At 43.2% G+C, this 17,563-nt stretch carries 10 protein-coding genes; 7 read left to right on the forward strand and 3 right to left on the reverse strand.

Annotation, left to right across the window (positions count from 1 at the left end; all coding sequences use genetic code 11):
• Positions 1-556: 556 nt before the first annotated feature.
• Positions 557-1,420, forward strand: coding sequence for a universal stress protein (locus tag OEG80_RS06625; RefSeq protein WP_263240020.1), 864 nt, complete (start codon positions 557-559; stop codon positions 1,418-1,420).
• A 156-nt stretch (positions 1,421-1,576) separates the two neighbouring features.
• Here the strand turns inward: OEG80_RS06625 and OEG80_RS06630 are convergent, their stop codons facing one another.
• The 3 genes from OEG80_RS06630 to OEG80_RS06640 form a co-directional block, all read right to left on the reverse strand.
• The gene (locus OEG80_RS06630) at positions 1,577-5,779 is read right to left on the reverse strand and encodes a YadA-like family protein (protein ID WP_263240021.1); all 4,203 of its coding nucleotides are present in this window, start codon (positions 5,777-5,779) and stop codon (positions 1,577-1,579) included.
• 312 nt (positions 5,780-6,091) lie between these two features.
• Positions 6,092-7,783, reverse strand: a complete 1,692-nt coding sequence (locus OEG80_RS06635; protein ID WP_263240023.1) for a sensor histidine kinase — start codon at positions 7,781-7,783, stop codon at positions 6,092-6,094.
• A complete protein-coding gene (locus tag OEG80_RS06640; RefSeq protein ID WP_263240024.1) occupies positions 7,783-8,475 on the reverse strand; it encodes a response regulator transcription factor in 693 nt (230 codons plus the stop codon). Before OEG80_RS06640 ends, OEG80_RS06635 begins: the two co-directional genes overlap by 1 nt.
• 289 nt (positions 8,476-8,764) lie before the next feature.
• Here OEG80_RS06640 and OEG80_RS06645 point away from each other — a divergent pair, with 289 nt between their 5' ends.
• The 6 genes from OEG80_RS06645 (at position 8,765) to OEG80_RS06670 (ending at position 17,556) form a co-directional block, all read left to right on the forward strand.
• On the forward strand, positions 8,765-9,286 hold the full coding sequence (locus tag OEG80_RS06645; protein ID WP_263240025.1) for a Spy/CpxP family protein refolding chaperone: 522 nt from the start codon (positions 8,765-8,767) through the stop codon (positions 9,284-9,286).
• Between the two features lie 272 nt (positions 9,287-9,558).
• The gene (gene ggt, locus OEG80_RS06650; RefSeq protein ID WP_263240026.1) at positions 9,559-11,496 is read left to right on the forward strand and encodes a gamma-glutamyltransferase; all 1,938 of its coding nucleotides are present in this window, start codon (positions 9,559-9,561) and stop codon (positions 11,494-11,496) included.
• Positions 11,497-11,931: 435 nt separating this feature from the next.
• Positions 11,932-15,675, forward strand: coding sequence for a DNA polymerase III subunit alpha (dnaE, locus tag OEG80_RS06655; protein WP_263240028.1), 3,744 nt, complete (start codon positions 11,932-11,934; stop codon positions 15,673-15,675).
• Between the two features lie 92 nt (positions 15,676-15,767).
• On the forward strand, positions 15,768-16,148 hold the full coding sequence (locus tag OEG80_RS06660) for an Hpt domain-containing protein (protein ID WP_133104268.1): 381 nt from the start codon (positions 15,768-15,770) through the stop codon (positions 16,146-16,148).
• Entirely contained in the window at positions 16,148-17,026 is an 879-nt protein-coding gene (locus OEG80_RS06665; RefSeq protein ID WP_263240030.1) for an RNA methyltransferase, read from the forward strand. The genes OEG80_RS06660 and OEG80_RS06665 overlap by 1 nt, the downstream gene beginning before the upstream one ends.
• An 86-nt stretch (positions 17,027-17,112) precedes the next feature.
• Positions 17,113-17,556: a YtoQ family protein gene (locus OEG80_RS06670; RefSeq protein WP_263240031.1), complete on the forward strand. Its 444-nt coding sequence runs from the start codon at positions 17,113-17,115 to the stop codon at positions 17,554-17,556.
• Positions 17,557-17,563: the final 7 nt, after the last annotated feature.

Raw genomic sequence — 17,563 nt, forward strand, 5'->3', positions numbered from 1 at the left:
TACGAAACCAACAATAAAATGCATTGCTGCATATTAGCAACTTTCCCGCAAAAAACAAGTTGAATGACTTAAATTTACCTATAGGGATTTTATCTATCTCATATAAATTAACATTAGTTCGCTTTTTAATATCTTTTATATAGTGTTCTTTTCCTCTTTAAATTGCAGTCAGATCTATTTTTCTTTATCTCAAAGAGATGTGCTTACCGTAAGGTATGATGGTTAAAAATCCTTATTATTTATTTTTCTCAGATAGGTATCAACGCATTTATAAACCATACTTTAAAATATAGAATGGGATATTTTTGATTAATAGAAAAATATTAACGATAATATTTCTGATTTTTTGTCTATAGACCCAAAAAAATTATAGTAAGATTATCAGTGTCATATTTTTAAAAGGACTCCGCGCATGTTATATTTTAGAAACTGGAAAAATTTTTTAACTAAAGGCTATACTGATAAAAGCTGGTGCTAAATTTGATATGAAAGCAGTTCATTATTAGCTGATTGACATAAAGTTGGTAGCGAAAAAATAAGCATTTAAGGATGAATGATGACAACTCAACAGCACGTTTTGGCTTGTATTGACGGCTCAGCAGTGACAGAGTCTGTTTGTGACTATGCAGCATGGTATGCAAGTCGACTCAATATTTCGGTAGGACTGCTGCATGTCAGTGATGTGGCAGCGTCTATTAGAAGAGACTTGTCTGGGGCGATTGGCATCAATAGCCGTCAATTCTTGCTAGATGAATTGTCTCAGCTGGACGAGCAAAGAGCCAAGGTAGTCAATAGCTATAGTAACGCCTTGGTGCAAGATGCCAAAAGCCATATCAAAAATCAGTTTGATGACGTAGATGTCCATGTTTATCAGCGCCGTGGCAAGCTATTGCCTGCTATTGAGCATTTTAAAGCGCATAATCGTGCCATCGTTATGGGACGCCGCGGTGAAGACCATAAACATAGTCGCATCAACATCGGCAGCCAAATCGAGACAGTTGCACGAGCGTCAAGCATACCGGTACTCATTTGCTCAGAGAAATTCAAAGAACCTCACTCATACATGGTAGCCTTTGACGCTAGTAAAACAGCGATTAAAGCTATAACTATGCTGTCAGAGAGCAAATTATTAAAAGGCATGCAAGGTCATATCGTGATGATCGGTAACGATAATGAAACCGCCAAACGAAGCCTTGCTGATGCCCGCGAGCAGATGGCAGCAGCAGGATTTTCAGTAGAGACTCATCAGCTCCAAAAGCTTGACGCGGTCAATGGATTGTTAGCTTTTCAAATGGAGCATGCAATCGATATTATTGTGGTGGGGGCTTATGGCAGCTCAAAACTACAGCATCTGTTTCTTGGTAGCACTACAACAGAGATTATCGCCAGTACGCTGTCACCGGTTATTTTGGTACGTTAATAGTTAACGAGCGTGATTATATTTTTAATCTGTTCTGTCGGTTTTTATATGTTGATAAATATTCATTAAAAAAGCAAGGCATCTAATGCCTTGCTTCTTGTATCTAACTAATGATTATGATTGTCATTTCGCTTAGATGTTCAGTAAAATAGGTGTTTAGTCAAAATGGAAACCTGCACCTATGGCTGCACCTACGTTGCCTTGAGTATCTGCAGTACCATTTAGTTTCATGACCCAACGTCCATCGGCGGACAGTTTCGAAAAGCCGATAGCAACGGCACTCTCACCGTTATACGTTGCGATACCACCACCTATCATAGACTTACCGATGATGTAAGCTTGAGGCAATGAAGACATCGCCATGGCTGCTGAGATACCAGCGTTGGCGTCGTCCTCAACCTCGCCAATTCTATAACCCAGCTCATTGATGCTATTGCCTAGGTTTCTATTGACTGCATCCAATTGACCGAAGTTCACAGCGTCTCTAGGTTGCATGCCGTCCGCAACATTGGTTATCTTAGTGCCAGCAGCATTAATACCGGCTGCTGTCATACTAGGAGCAGTTTCACCATTACCTGCATATATACCGGCTTTAATGATACTAGGACCACCTGCAATAACGACTCCGTTTGTGCTGACGGTTGTATCACCAGTCGTCACGCTGTCGACATTGATGTTGCCGTTTAAGTCAAACTTAATGCTACTGCCTGCTGATGTCGTGGTGATATTATTGCCACCTTTAAACGTAAGTGGAGCAGAACCTGCTTTTTTGTTGATAACAGGACCACTATCTGCATCGAAGTTAAGTCCAGCGCCCATCTCAGCTATCACAGCTGTCTGTGTATTGATGCTAGATAAAACTTCAAATAACTGTCCACCATTGACGGCATCCTTACTCGCTACCTCAATGAAACCATTAGCGACGTTGGTAATCTTGTTACCACCAGCATCAACACTGGTTTTAGTAAGTTTAGGACCGCCTACGATAGTTAGACCACTGCTATTCATCGTGGCATCACCAGTTTGCAAACTATCTATGGCGATATCCCTACTTAAATTAAAGGTAACATTATTACTCTCTGCTGTTTTAGAGACGGTTATATTGTTATCTGTGTTGTTTAAGTCGACTGTATCAGTTGGTTTCACTGTGCTAATATTCGCGCCTTGAGCACTAATATTCCAGCCTTTGTTGGCATCAGTAGCGCTTTGCTTGACTTCATTCAGCTGCTCAACATTAACAGCATCAGTAAGCTCAGCACCTCGTGCAACGTTGGTAATAACTTTACCGCCGTTGTTAAGACCAGTGCTACTTAAACTTACTGTACTGTCACTAAAGCTGACACCGCTGGTATTTACTACGGTAGTCCCTGCTCTTAAGCCAGTAGATGAGATCATAACGTCATTGCCAAAACTTGCACTGTTAAGACCTGTTAAATCTTTAGCTAATTTGACTGTTAGAGTATTGGTGATATTGTTAGCAATAACACCAATATTGTCATCAGATAAATTAGTTAGATCCGTATTACCACCTGTGGTTTTTAATAATTGACCAGACTTACGATTAATTATAGAGGTGGAGTCAGTATTATCCCCAGTGAAATCCAAGCCTCGGTTTACTGCATTATTGGTAGTTTCTAGCTGACCGAAGTTCACAGCGTCAAATTCGGTAGAACCAGCTTTCACATTGGTTAGTGTGACAGGCGTTGTTGATCCTGTTCCACCTAACGTCACGCTGGTCTGACCGGCATTATCATACTGTACTGAGTTGTCCGCTTTCACTAAGCTGTCTTTAGTAACTTGGCTTAGATCAACTGCGTAGTCTGTGAGATTGGTTGTCGCATTTTTAGAGCCAGCGGTGACCGTTACCGCGGTAGATCCAGAAACAGTAGTTCCATCTGCATTGATCTTGTAAACGTTCTGACCATTAGCACCTGGAATGTTCGTGACAGCAACATTAGTACCAGCTTCCACCTCTGTTCTAGATCCTGCAGCAGAACGGCTAAGCTGACTGACGTTAACTGCGTCTAATGGCTGTGAACCCGCTTTCACATTAGTGATTTTTTTATTGCCTGCATCGATACCAGATCTAAGGACGCTTGGACCATTACTAATGGTTAGACCATCAGTAGCCAAAGCACTGTTGCCAAATATACCATTAACACTCACACCCGAATCAGTAACTACTGTATTACGCAGGATATTGCCTGTTCTCATGCCATTACGATTAACTGTAGTTACAGACCCTAGTCCAAACAAACCACCACTTCCCATTCTGACACTGCCATTAGTGTCTAAATCTAGGTTGTTATTTAGGGCAATTTCAACTTTACCATTAGCAGCTGTAGTTGTGATATTGCTATTAGAGCCAATTACCTCGACTTGTTCTCCTAATGGTTTCATGACAGTGTTACCATCGGCAGCTCTTAAACCAAAGCCTTCGTTGACTTTAGCATCAACACCTTTTAGCTGAGATACATTGACCGCATCACTATCATCTCTACCAGCTGCGACATTAACTATCTGACGGTTGCCGTCAACATTATTGCCTACAGAGACAGCACCAAGTAAAGTACTTCTAGTAGATTCAATAGCTAATCTACTTGCTGATGTTGGGACAAACACTGTACCCAAGCCAGTAGCAGTACGGTTAGCTACTGATTTAAATCCTAAAGCCACGCCATTATCAACATTAACTATAGAGCCATTACCTATAGCAGTTCCTTTGATAACAGTAGGAGTAGCAGACATTATGGTGCCTCCTGCATCAGCGTTATCACCGTATGCTGCACCACCATTCCCTGCACGTGATCCTACACCAATAGCTTGTGACCCTGTAGCTAGCGAATTTTTCCCAATCGCAATAGCATTTTCACCACTAGCCTCAGCTCTATCACCGACAGCAATAGTACCTGTTGCTGAGGCGATAGATTGAACACCAATACCAATAGCATTAATTCCAGCAGAGACAGACCCACGTCCAAGCGCCATGCTGCTGTGACCTTGAGCTGAAGAGTTAGTACCTACTGATATGCTGTTTTTACCAATCTGTCCGTTCTGGAAATTGCCAGCATTATTACCGATAGCTACTGTCAAATCATTAGTGATACCGGCGCCTGCACCAGCACCTAGAGCAAGGTTATATTCACCTGTAACGTTTGAACCAGCACCGTTACCAAACGCCGAGTTAGCTTTACCAACTACATGCGAACCAGAGAAGTTACCAACTGCTGTATTTCTGTCACCGGTAACTGTGTAGCCCGCAGTAGGGCCCATAGCAACGTTAGCACTACCAATTACTGCGTTACCTGAGAAGGCACCAATAGCCGTATTAGCATGACCGTCAACATTACGACCTGCACGCTCACCTAATGCTGAGTTAGAATCACCATAGACTCCATTGCCAGCATCAGCGCCAATTGCAGTGTTTTGTCCTTCGATCGAATAAGGTCTATATGCTGGGTTACCACCTACTGTAGCTCTTGGCGTAGCACTTACATTTGAGCCTGCACCTCTACCTATACCTACGTTACCCGATGATAGTACATTTTGACCTGATGCATTACCTACAGATACTCCCTGTTCAGTACCTGCAGTTGATCCAGAACCGGAGTTTAAACCTATGGCTACTGTAGTCTGTCCAACTGCAGAAGCACCCTTACCAATCGCAATTGCGTCTACACCTTGAGCACCTAGGTTATCTTCATTCGTGCCACCTGTTGATTTGACACTGAAATACTTTATCCTATTGGCTGAAACTACCCTATTAACATCACCAATGTTTGCAGCATTGGTTTCAACTTCGCCACCACTAAAAACATTCGTGATTTGATTACCACCGTTGTTAAGACCGGTGCTTGTTAAGCTGACAGTTTTAGTTTGATCGATATTAGTGATTGTAATACCTGAGTTATCCACTAAGGTATCGCCAATAGTGAGACTACCCTCATGGGTTAGATCAATATCTTTGGCTAACTTAATGGTTAACGTTTTTGGATCATTAGGGGTAGTATCATCACCACCACCACTGCCTACGACACCAATGTTGTTATCTGTTAGATTGATAGGATTACTTTCACCACCTACAATGTTAAGTTGAATAGAAGCGTCAAGCTTCCCACCAATGTCACCCTCAAAGTCTGAAGCAGCATTCGCTTGTATACAAAAACCAGCCGCCATTAAACCCAGCCCGATAGCCGTGAGTTTAAAAGCACTGGTAGATGAAAGATTTTCTGTCGTGTTGATGGTAGCGTTTGCACTCACGCTAGATTTGGAAGATTTGCCACGTGCCTTTGCGTATTCACCAACTGCAGTGAAACAGTTTAAGGCTTCATTCCATATTACCTTATAGATGCGGTTCATAATGTATACTCCCTTATAGATTTGTCTGATTTAAAAAATCGAAGTTAAAATCCATTTTGTAGAGAGTTGATGTAACAAAAGAAAACAGTTATGAGGCAATAGGATTAGAAGTTAGGGTTAAAAAATTACTTAGATGATTATTTGAGACATAAAGCGTCTTATTTTGTAAATCATTATAACTCTCTGTATATTATTATTAACGAATATACAGAGAGTCTCAATACCACCCATCGGTAATTTACTACCGTTCATCCGTTATATTCTTATTAGTGAATATATGTTGATGAAATACGTTCTCATTTGAGGTTGTTTCTATTTAATAGGTAATATTACTTTTATCACAAGCCCTAATATGCCATCTTGGCGATTATGGACAGTGATCTGACCTCTATGTGCCATCACTACGGCATGGACGATTGCCAACCCCAGTCCATAACCGCCCGTTTCGCGATGGCGCGCCGTATCAAGCCTAACGAAAGGCTGAAAAATACGCTCCAGATCCTTTTCGGCAACACCGCCGCCCTCGTCAGTGATGCTTATTTCAATAGCTGACACTTTATTATTCATCTTCACTGCTTGTATCTCAGCCATCACTGCCGAATCAAAAGCAGTATGCATAAAGGCATTACGGATGATGTTTTCAAGGGCACTATGCAGCTGTTCTTGATTGCCCCTTACTGTGCAAGAATCTGGCAATAAAGACGGATTCGCATGCCATTGCCAATATATATTTTTATGCTGAAACTCAAAACAGACATCTTGACCAATCTCATTAATAATTTCACAGATGTCTACTGCCTCATTTTCTAGAGTGTCGACGGTATATTGCTGCATTTGCAACGATTGAATACGGATAATTTGCTCAATCAGCTCATTCATCCGCGTTGACTCTTTATCGATACGGTCAAGATAACGACCGGCGTTGGGCGCAAAATCTCGTGTCAGCTCAGTCGCTACATCGAGACGGGCCAGCGGCGAGCGCAGCTCATGCGAGATATCACTTAACATCTGCTTGCGTGCCAGCTCACTGTCAGCGAGCCGCGTTGATAGTAAAGCGACATCTTTTGCTAATAACCCCAATTCGTCAGAACCCAGACTTGATAACTGCGGATTGACTTCATAGTTGCCATCTATCATCCGGTGTACGGTATCCTGCACACGCCCAATACGCCGAGTCAACGTACGACTGAGCCAAAAGCACACCAACACGCTAAAGAGTATAATCAGCAAGAGCCGCAGCATAAAATTGCCCCGCTGTAGCTCTAACACATCTTTAAATAACAGGTGCGGACGCAGCTGTACGATAACGCTGTCATTATTTGGCATGACCACCGTAACCTCAGCTAACTCAGGTCGGCTATCAATGTCAGCAATGGCTTTATGAGACGGTATTGGTTTTAAAATATCATCGAGGCTAAAAGGTTTATTATTTGGGTGCGCGCTTTTGACGCCATCCTTATCAAAGGAATACGCCCTATAAGGGTTCTTATCGACACGGTCTTTATCACTAAGTTCACTGTAATCAGATGCTTTATTGTCAACACTGCTACTCACAGAATTGGACATATTCGGTGGTACAGATGATTGCTCACCTTCTATCTGCAAGTCTATTGCCTTTATACTTGCCACGTCACGTGCTGGACGCCGCTTGACTCGATTTTCTCGAAACCGATATCTTGGAAATATAATAGCGCCCTGCTCATCGTATATCCTGATTTGGCTCATGAGTCTTCGATCTTCATTATAAATCTGCTTTACAGCAGATAAATCACCCGCTTCCAAGGATATGACCAGCCGCTCACGCTGAATAAGCAGCTTATCAATTTGAGAATCCATACGAGTAGCAAGCTCTCGCTCATTAAGCCAGCGCTCTACTGCTATAGATAATATAGAAGTGATCAGAATCATAGATAGCAAACTCAAAAACAGTCGCCAAAATAGCGACATAGGTATGCTCAGCTTCGGTTTGTTTATCGCTGTAGGATTTTGGGCAGCTTCTGTCATTAGAGTACCAACTGATAGCCTTTACCACGAATTGCCTTGATTGGCTCATCATGGAAAGGTTGAAGTTTTTTACGCAGGCGCGAGACATGGACATCAAGGCTACGGTCAAAAGGCTGTAATTCTCGCTGCAAGACGTGCTGTGACAGCCACGATTTACTGACTACCTCGCCTTTTTGTCGTAATAAAGCCAGCAATAAATCAAACTCTGTACCTGTTAATTGCAGCTCAACGCCATCTATCTGGCAAAGCCTTTGCTGTTGGTCAAGATATAAGCGACTACTCGGCAGCGGTAATTGCTCAACAATATGTGCCGCAATACTGGTGCGCTTGATCACCGCATTGATGCGTGCCAGCAGCTCACGTGGATTACAAGGCTTAGTAATATAATCATCAGCGCCAAGCTCAAGCCCGATGATACGGTCTATCTCCTCCCCTTTTGCAGTAAGCATAATGACAGGGATATCACTAATAGCAGGCAGCTGACGTAACACACTGAGTCCGTCTATTTTTGGCATCATAATATCGAGCACCAACAAATCATAAGGCGAATTATCCTGCATCGTCATTTTTAGACGCTCTATGACCGCTTCGCCATCATGCACGCAGTCACAACGAACACCATGATTGTGCAGATACTCTTGCAATAATTGAGTCAGCTCTTCGTCATCGTCACCCAATAAAATATTTGACATCGTTATCACCTTATTCTTATGCCTCTCAATCCGGTTATGGCTCATATTATCAGGCAAGCGCTACCTACGCGCTATAAACGTTACCTTTCTTAATATTTCATAAATGTTCGTAACCTCTAGCTGTCGTATGATAGCGGTTATCAAAAACAAGTGAACGTTCATTAACCATGTCGAGTACTGATGCTTAATAATGATTCATAGTAATGATGCATAGTGACTATCCGGGACACTTGATCAAAACTAGGCTTATTAGATAAATACTCGCTCTTATAAAATTAAGGAAACTTTTATGCAAACGATACAGATGAAAAAATTATTGATGGGTTCAGTATTAGCGATGTCTAGCGTATTGACCGTGACTGCCTGCAGCAGTGTCAATGCCTCTACTGAGGCGACGCCAACAACAAGCAAAATGCAGCATAAAGGCATGAAAGACGGCATGAGAGGTCCAATGGCACAGCTAAATCTAACAGCGACGCAGCAGGCACAAATCAAAGCCATCATGCAAGAAAAACAGGGCGATCGCAAAAATGACCGTGCAAAACATCAAGCAGAACGTATGCAAATACAGCAGCAGATGCAGGCATTGATGAACGCTAATACCTTGGATAACGCTGCCATCAATCGTCTTGCAGACCAGCAAGCAGCTAAAAACAAGCAGCGCTTTATTGAACGCGTTCAAACCCAACATGCCATTTCGCAAGTACTCACAGCTGAGCAGCGTGCAAAAATGGCACAGTTAAAATCAGAAAGAACAACCAAAGGTCATCATGGTTCAAAACAGCGTAAGATGCATAACCAAGCGCAGTAAGATATAAGCTATACAATTAGAAAGCATTAGTTAGATAAAGTAAGAACATTTAAAGAAGCGTATCGGCTTACCGATGCGCTTCTTTTCCTCTGTATTTTACATTTCCTAAATTCAATTACCTCATAACCATTTTCTTATCTGAAAACGAAAGATGTCAAAGTCCTTTCTACTACTAGCAATATTCGTTACTATTTAACCTTATCAGTTAATCTTATTGATTAATCCTGTATTTTTAGCCCAATTTCTTTCATCCTCGTAAAAAGGACTTTGCGATGTCAGCTCCATATTCTCATTCTCATCAGACACAAGCGCCCACTTATAAGACTTTAAAATCTGCAACGTTAATTATTGGCAGCACGCTATTATTTTCTGTATCTGCCCATGCGGTAGACACAAATACTGCTGTCGCCTCAAAAACCATCAATCCAACCTCGATTAATACCAGTGCGATTAATCTAACGGTTATGAAAGAAAATCCCACGGTATTGTCTGAGACGCAGCGCGTGACACGAGCGAAAAGTAACACGTTCACGCCTAAGGCCACGCAAGCCAAAACCGATCAAGCCATCTATTCTGTGGACGCTATCCACCATCCTATTTGGGCAAAAAACGGCATGGTTGCCACCCAAGAAGCACTGGCTTCTGATATCGGCTTAAAGATTTTGAAAGATGGTGGCAATGCCGTTGATGCTGCTGTAGCTGTTGGCTTTGCGTTAGCTGTGACATTACCGCGAGCCGGTAATATCGGCGGTGGCGGATTTATGATGGTATATGACGCCAAACAAGGTAAAACAGTGGCACTCGATTATCGTGAAAAAGCCCCTAGTAGCGCCTCGCGTGATATGTATCTCGATAAGGAGGGCAATGCCGTCAGTGATTTATCTCGTTATCATGGCTTAGCCGTTGGTGTGCCGGGTACGGTCGCAGGCTTACTCAAAGCGTTAGAGGATCATGGCACCATGAGCCGCGGGCAAGTAATGGCACCAGCGATTGCGCTGGCTGAAAACGGTATTGAAGTCACTGCTGGTTTGTCCGAATCGCTAGAAGCGTTAAGCGATCGCTTACAAAAATGGCCAAGTACCAAAAAGATATTCTTTAAAGCCGATGGTAGCACTTATCAACCGGGTGAGCGTTTAAAACAGCCGGAGCTGGCAAAGTCCCTTAAACTGATTGCGGCAAAAGGTAGTGATGGTTTTTATAAAGGAGAAACCGCCCGTAAATTGGTTAAAGCGGTCAATGAAGCAGGCGGTAAAATGAGCTTGCAGGACTTGGCAAACTATCAAGCTATTGCCCGTACGCCGGTCAAAGGCGATTATCGTGGTTATGAGATTGTCTCAATGCCACCACCGTCTTCTGGCGGTATTCATATCGTGCAGATTTTAAATATCTTAGAAGGTTATCCGCTAAAAGACTATGGTCAAAACAGCGCGCAAACCATTCATTTAATGGCTGAGGCTATGCAGCTTGCTTATGCCGATCGTTCTGAGTATTTGGGTGATTCGGATTTTATCGACGTGCCTGCCAGTGGTTTAACTGCCCAGCCTTATGCTGATAAGCTGCGCGCTTTAATCAACCCAAATAAAGCCACGCCAGCAGCAACCATTAAAGCGAATAACCCTCTACCGTACGAGAGTGATCAAACCACGCATTTTTCTATTGTCGATAAAGACGGCAATGCAGTAGCCAATACGTATACGCTGAACTTTTCTTATGGGACGGGGCTTGTTGCTGAAGGTACGGGGATACTGCTCAATAACGAGATGGATGATTTTTCTGCCAAGCCCGGTGTGCCAAATGGTTACGGCTTAATCGGCGGCGACGCCAATGCGGTTGAAGCCAATAAACGCCCGTTATCTTCTATGAGTCCAACAATCGTATTTAAAGACAGCAAACCTTATATCGTCACAGGCAGTCCGGGTGGTAGCCGCATTATTACTACCGTCACGCAGGTGATCTCAAACGTCATTGACCATGATATGAATATCGCTGAAGCGACGCATGCGCCGCGTATTCATGACCAATGGCTACCGGATGAGATTCGTATCGAAAAAGCACTAAATATCGATACCATCAAGAAACTGGAGTCCATGGGACATAAGGTCAGTCAGCAGTCAGCTATGGGATCAACACAGTCTATTATGGTTACTCCAAATGGCGTATACGGCTCTTCGGATCCACGTATTGTCGATGCTGCGGTGGTTGGATACTAAAATAACACTATTTCAATATTTCAATAAAAGCACCAAGTAGCACTTACTCTTCGTACCTTCTTGCCCTCTACCTAATATATGGTAGAGGGCATTTTTAATGCTATTACAAGTGAATACCATATAATCAATATAGGAAATTGATAACTAGTGGTTTTCTCTAACACAGTCAGCTATCAACCATACAATTACTATGTTATGGATGGTTATCTATATTTTTGCGCGACGTCGAGTGGCTGTTATGAGCAAATAATGCTATGATTAGCGGCTGAGATACAGCGTATAAAGTGTGGCTATTAACATGATAGTTTATTGAAAATATCAGTCAAACCATTGATATAATATATTTTTTAAATAAATTACCACCTGTTTTCACTTGCTTTATCTCTGACGCTCATTCGCACCCTCTCCTTTTGTTTGCATCCGTAAGAGTCTTCTATGGCATTTGTACACCTTGGCATCCACAGCGAATATTCCATTACCGATTCTATCGTGCGTATTAAGCCGTTGGTTAAAGCGGCGGCGGCAGACAATCAAAGCGCCCTTGCCTTGACAGATCTATCCAACCTGTATGCAACGGTGAAATTCTATCGTGCCTGCTTAGGTGCAGGTATCAAGCCAATTATCGGTAGTGAAGTCATCATGGAAAATGAAGACACGCGCTTAACTTTATTGGCGATGAACAACGAGGGCTACCAAAACATCACTCGTATCGTATCGCTTGGCTTTACCGAAGGACGTGCTGATCCTGTTAATCACGGTACTCCTGTTATTAAACGCAGCCATATTTTAGCGCATGCGGCAGGTGTCATTGTCTTATTCACTGAAAAGTCAGACGTTGGACAAGCATTGGTTGGCTCAATGCCAGAAAAAGCCGATGAGCTACTGACAGAATGGCAAGCGCAGTTTGCTGATCGCTTATATTTTGCGATTAAACGCACCAATCGTACTGGCGAAGATGCCTTTATTAAAGCAGCGATTCACTCGGGTGCCAAACATAACATTCCTATTATTGCCCATAATGACGTGCGGTTTTTAGAACAAGATGATTTTGATGCTCATGAAGCGCGGGTTTGTATTGCTGGCTCTTATGTCCTTGCCGACCAAAATCGTCCGCAAACTTATTCTGATGCGCAGTATCTGAAAACCCAAACGCAGATGCAGCAGCTATTTGCTGATATTCCGCAGGTGATTGATAATACCTTGCGCTTAGCAACGCGCTGTAATGTGAGCTTAACGCTAGGTATTAACGTACTACCAGAGTTTCCAGTACCTGAGGGCGAGACCACTGAATCTTTCTTTCGCTTAGAATCGCAGCGTGGGCTTGACAATCGTTTAGACAAGCTCTTTCCAGTTGACGCGCGCAGTGATAATTGGAGTGATATACGCCAAAGATACGATGACCGCTTAGAGTATGAGCTCAAGGTTATCTTATCAATGGGATTCCCCGGTTACTTCCTGATCGTGATGGACTTTATCCGTTGGGCAAAAGCCAATGGCGTACCAGTCGGTCCTGGTCGTGGTTCTGGTGCAGGCTCGCTCGTGGCTTATGCGCTCAATATTACCGACCTTGACCCTATTCATTACGACTTATTATTTGAGCGCTTTTTAAACCCTGAGCGTGTGTCCATGCCCGATTTCGATATTGACTTTTGTATCGAAGGTCGCGACCGCGTTATTGATTATGTGGCGCAAACCTATGGTCGTGAAGCGGTTTCGCAGATTATCACTTTTGGTACCATGGCGGCAAAGGCGGTGGTACGAGATGTGGCGCGTGCGCAAAGTAAATCCTACTTTCTTGCCAGTAAAATGTCTAAACTTATTCCCAAAACACCGGGGATCACACTCAGTCAAGCGCTTGAGCAAGAGCCGCAGCTGAAAGACTTAATCTCCAACCCTGATAATATGGATTATGAAGATGCCATCGAAGTATGGGAGATGGCTATCAAGCTTGAAGGTATTTGCCGGAACGTGGGTAAACATGCCGGCGGCGTATTGATTGCACCGCACAGAATCACAGATTTTAGCGCCATTTATTGTGATGATGAAGGTCACCGCGTCAGCCAATTTGATAAAGATGACGTTGAAGCCGTTGGGCTGGTAAAGTTTGACTTTTTGGGTCTGCGTAACTTGACCGTGATTGATGCTGCTGTCAGAAATATCAACCTGCGCCGTGCAAAAGAAGGCAAAGATGCCTTGGTGTTAGAAGACCTGCCGTTAGATGATGCTAAAGCCTACAAGCTCTTGCAAGATGCCAAGACCACTGCTGTCTTTCAGTTAGAAAGTATGGGTATGAAAAAGTATCTGGCGAAATTACAACCGACCAACATCGAAGATGTGATCGCCATGTGTGCGCTCTATCGTCCGGGTCCGCTCGATGCAGGCATGGTAGAGATGTATATCGACCGTAAGCATGGTCGTGAGGAAGTCATTTATGACCATCCCAACCTTGAGCCAATTTTAGAAAACACCAATGGCGTTATTGTCTACCAAGAACAGGTCATGCAAATCTCACAGGTGATGGCAGGCTATAGCTTGGGCGGTGCAGATATGTTACGCCGCGCCATGGGTAAAAAGAAACCTGAAGAGATGGCCAAACAGCGCGATATTTTCATTACTGGTGCCACCGCACAAGGTATTGATGAAGTCACATCAGGCGGCGTGTTTGACTTGATGGAAAAATTCGCCGGTTATGGTTTTAACCGCTCGCATTCTGCCGCTTATGGTGTGCTTGCTTATCAGACCGCGTATCTAAAACAGTATTACCCTGCTGAATTTATGGCGGCGGTATTAACTTCCGATATGAACAATACCGATAACGTGGTGTTCTTTATCAATGATTGCCGTGAAAACTTTGATTTAACCGTCGTTAATCCTTCAGTGAACCGTAGTGAATGGCATTTCGTTGCCGATACCCCGACCAATATCATTTATGGCTTGGGGGCGATTAAAGGGGTCGGTGAAGGCGCGGTCGAGTCTATTGTCAATGCACGAAGACGTGAAGGACCTTTTAAAGATCTATATGATTTTTGCCGTCGCGTTGATATCAAAAAGGTCAATAAACGCACGCTTGAAGCATTAGTCAGTGCCGGCTGTTTTGATGACTTTGCGGCTACCCTACGTCCTGACTTGCCAGCCGATGAAGCCTACGAGATTCGCGGCGCATTAATGAGTCAGCTGCCAAGTGCAGTACAGGCGGCTGAGCAAGACCGTCAAAACCGTGAAATAGGTATGATGGATTTGTTTGGTGAAATGGATGGTGTCGTCGCCGCGCCACCGTTGGTGATGACCCCAGAGCTAATTTGGGGTGATAAACACCGCCTAAAAGCAGAGAAAAATACTCTAGGGCTTTATTTGACCGGACATCCTATCGATGAATATCGAGACGAGCTCAAACGCTATACCTCAGGTGCTCGTCTCGATAAATTGACTGATACGGGCTATAACTGCAGCTGCTATTTTGCTGGTCTTATCATTGATATCGCCAACTTTGGTACTCGTAACGTTATTACCTTAGACGATGGGACATCAAGGTTAGAGGTCAGCTGTTATGCTGAGCGCTTTAACCGTGTCAAAGAACAGTTAAAAATAGATGAAGTTGTTATAATTAAAGGCAGCATCCGTGAGCGTGATGGGCGTTTATTTGCTCGTCTTGATAATGCCATGAGTATGGTCGATGCTCGCCTAAGATGGCTCAAAAAAATCAGTATTAAAATTCATGGTAGTGATATCGAGCTGCTGACACGCATGCAGCCTTTACTGAAATCGGCACAAGTCAGCATGATTCCAGTACCAAAAATATCTTATAACGATGAGCAAGACGAGCAAAGCGAGAATACTAATAACAATAGTTTTGACGGTTATAATGCCTCAATGGGTGGCAGTCTATATGATGAAAATGGTAATGATTTGTTGGCATTAGAGAACAATATGGCACAAGATGCTTATTCAAATGACACTGACCCAAGCCTAAGTAACAAAAGCTACGCCAACAACGCCTTGAGCAACACCGACGTCTCTATTAGAGATAATTGCCTACCCCTTGGACTCAGTATTTATGAAGAATATGGCATTGCCAATGTAGGACTGTCTGAGCATTGGCGCATTTATCCGAATGATGATAATTTACAGCAGCTAAAAAGCATGATTAGCGAAGATAACTTACATTTTCACTACAGCTAACGAATGTATTATCGTTAGCATATTCATTAGTAGGAAAATATTTATTATAATAATTCTTTCTGCGCTAACTTTAATCCTATTGGAACATGACTATGGCTACTATTACGAACAAAGATATGACCGCCATAACTGATGACGAGATTATCAATACTGAGCAGTTTGAAGATATGCGCGACTTATTAGAAGAAGACTTTGTCGATTTGATACAAGTCTATTTTACTGATTGTCGTCGCCGTATCACAAAACTCAGACAAGCTCAGCAAGAAGAAGATAATGCCAATGGCTTTGAGCTTGCTCATGCACTAAAAGGAGCCAGTGTCAATTTGGGCGCAACCCAAATGACGCGTCTTGGCAGTCAATTGCAAGAGCTTTGCCGTGAGCGTCTTATCAGCGAACAAGCCCCTCTTATCGAGGACATCGCAGTTGCATTACAACGTACTGAGCAAGACATCAACCAGCGACTAGGACAATAATGAGTAACAATGCACCCTCATCTTTAGCAACAGCAGTACCAAACGTCAGCAATTATTTGTCTTGTGTTCAAGTAGTGATGGTCAATACGACATTGCCTGCCAATATTGGTTCAGCAGCACGCGCCATGCACACCATGGGATTATCGAGATTGACGGTGGTTGATCCAAAATTACCGATTGATGACACTAGCGTCTCTCATGCTGCTGGTGGCAGTGATTTGCTATCATCAGCAATTATCGCACCAACGCTTGAGTCTGCTATCGCTGATTGCCAGTTAGTATTTGCGGCCAGTAGTCGTAGCCGTCATTTGCCGCGTCCTGTGGTCACGCCGACACAAGCTGCCAAAATCATGTTGGACTTTATTGATAAGCAAAGCACGATTGACGGGCACGACAGTAATACAGCGCCCAATATTGCCATCCTGTTTGGGCGTGAAGATCGCGGCTTGACCAATGAAGAATTGGCTTATGCTGACTATCATGTTCAAATTGATGCCAACCCTGCTTATCCAGTGCTCAATGTTGCTTCAGCCGTGCAAGTGATCGCGAGCTTTATTTATGCTTATGCACAAACTCATATCCAAGCTGACAGCGAAGTTAATGATATAGCACAGGTAACTGACAACCTAGAGACGACTGAACAAGGGATGCTTAATACCTATATGCGCCAGCAATGGGATGAGCCAGCGATTACTCAACAGCAATTGCAATTGCTTACTGAGCGTACCACCGCATTGATGGTTCAACGCAAACTGGCAGATAGTGAAAACTTAAAATCGCTGCCATCACGCTTATCTAGACTCGGTTCACGTATTCAACTCGACCAAAAAGAGTATCAGTTACTCAGTGCTCTGCTAGCAAAACTTTTAAAAGACTAACATTTAATAAGCTAATTTTCTTGCCACTATTGGCATTATTAGTAGTACAGGTAGTCATATCATTTAACAATAAAAAGGGATTTACGATGAATTGGACTGTTTACTTATCCGGAGAAATACACACTGACTGGCGACAGAAAATTATGCAAGGCGCGAAAGAACAGGGTTTAGACATTACCTTTATCTCAGCAGTCACTGAGCATGAAGCCAGCGATGCGGCAGGTGATGTACTCGGTAAAGATGACAATGGATTCTGGCGCGATCATAAATCATCCAAAGTTAATGCGATTCGCACCAAAAATATGATCCAAAAGTGTGACATTGCTATTATTCGTTTTGGTGATAAATATAAGCAGTGGAACGCCGCATTCGATGCCGGTTATTGCGCCGCGTTGGGCAAACCGTATATCACATTGCATGCTGAGGATATTATTCATCCGTTAAAAGAAGTGGATGCCGCGGCAATGGCATGGGCGCAAACGCCTGAGCAGATTGTTGAATTGCTCAAATATGTTGTCAGTGATAGCTAAAGGATAA

This window comes from Psychrobacter sp. SC65A.3 (genome assembly GCF_025642195.1).
Taxonomy (GTDB): domain Bacteria; phylum Pseudomonadota; class Gammaproteobacteria; order Pseudomonadales; family Moraxellaceae; genus Psychrobacter; species Psychrobacter cryohalolentis.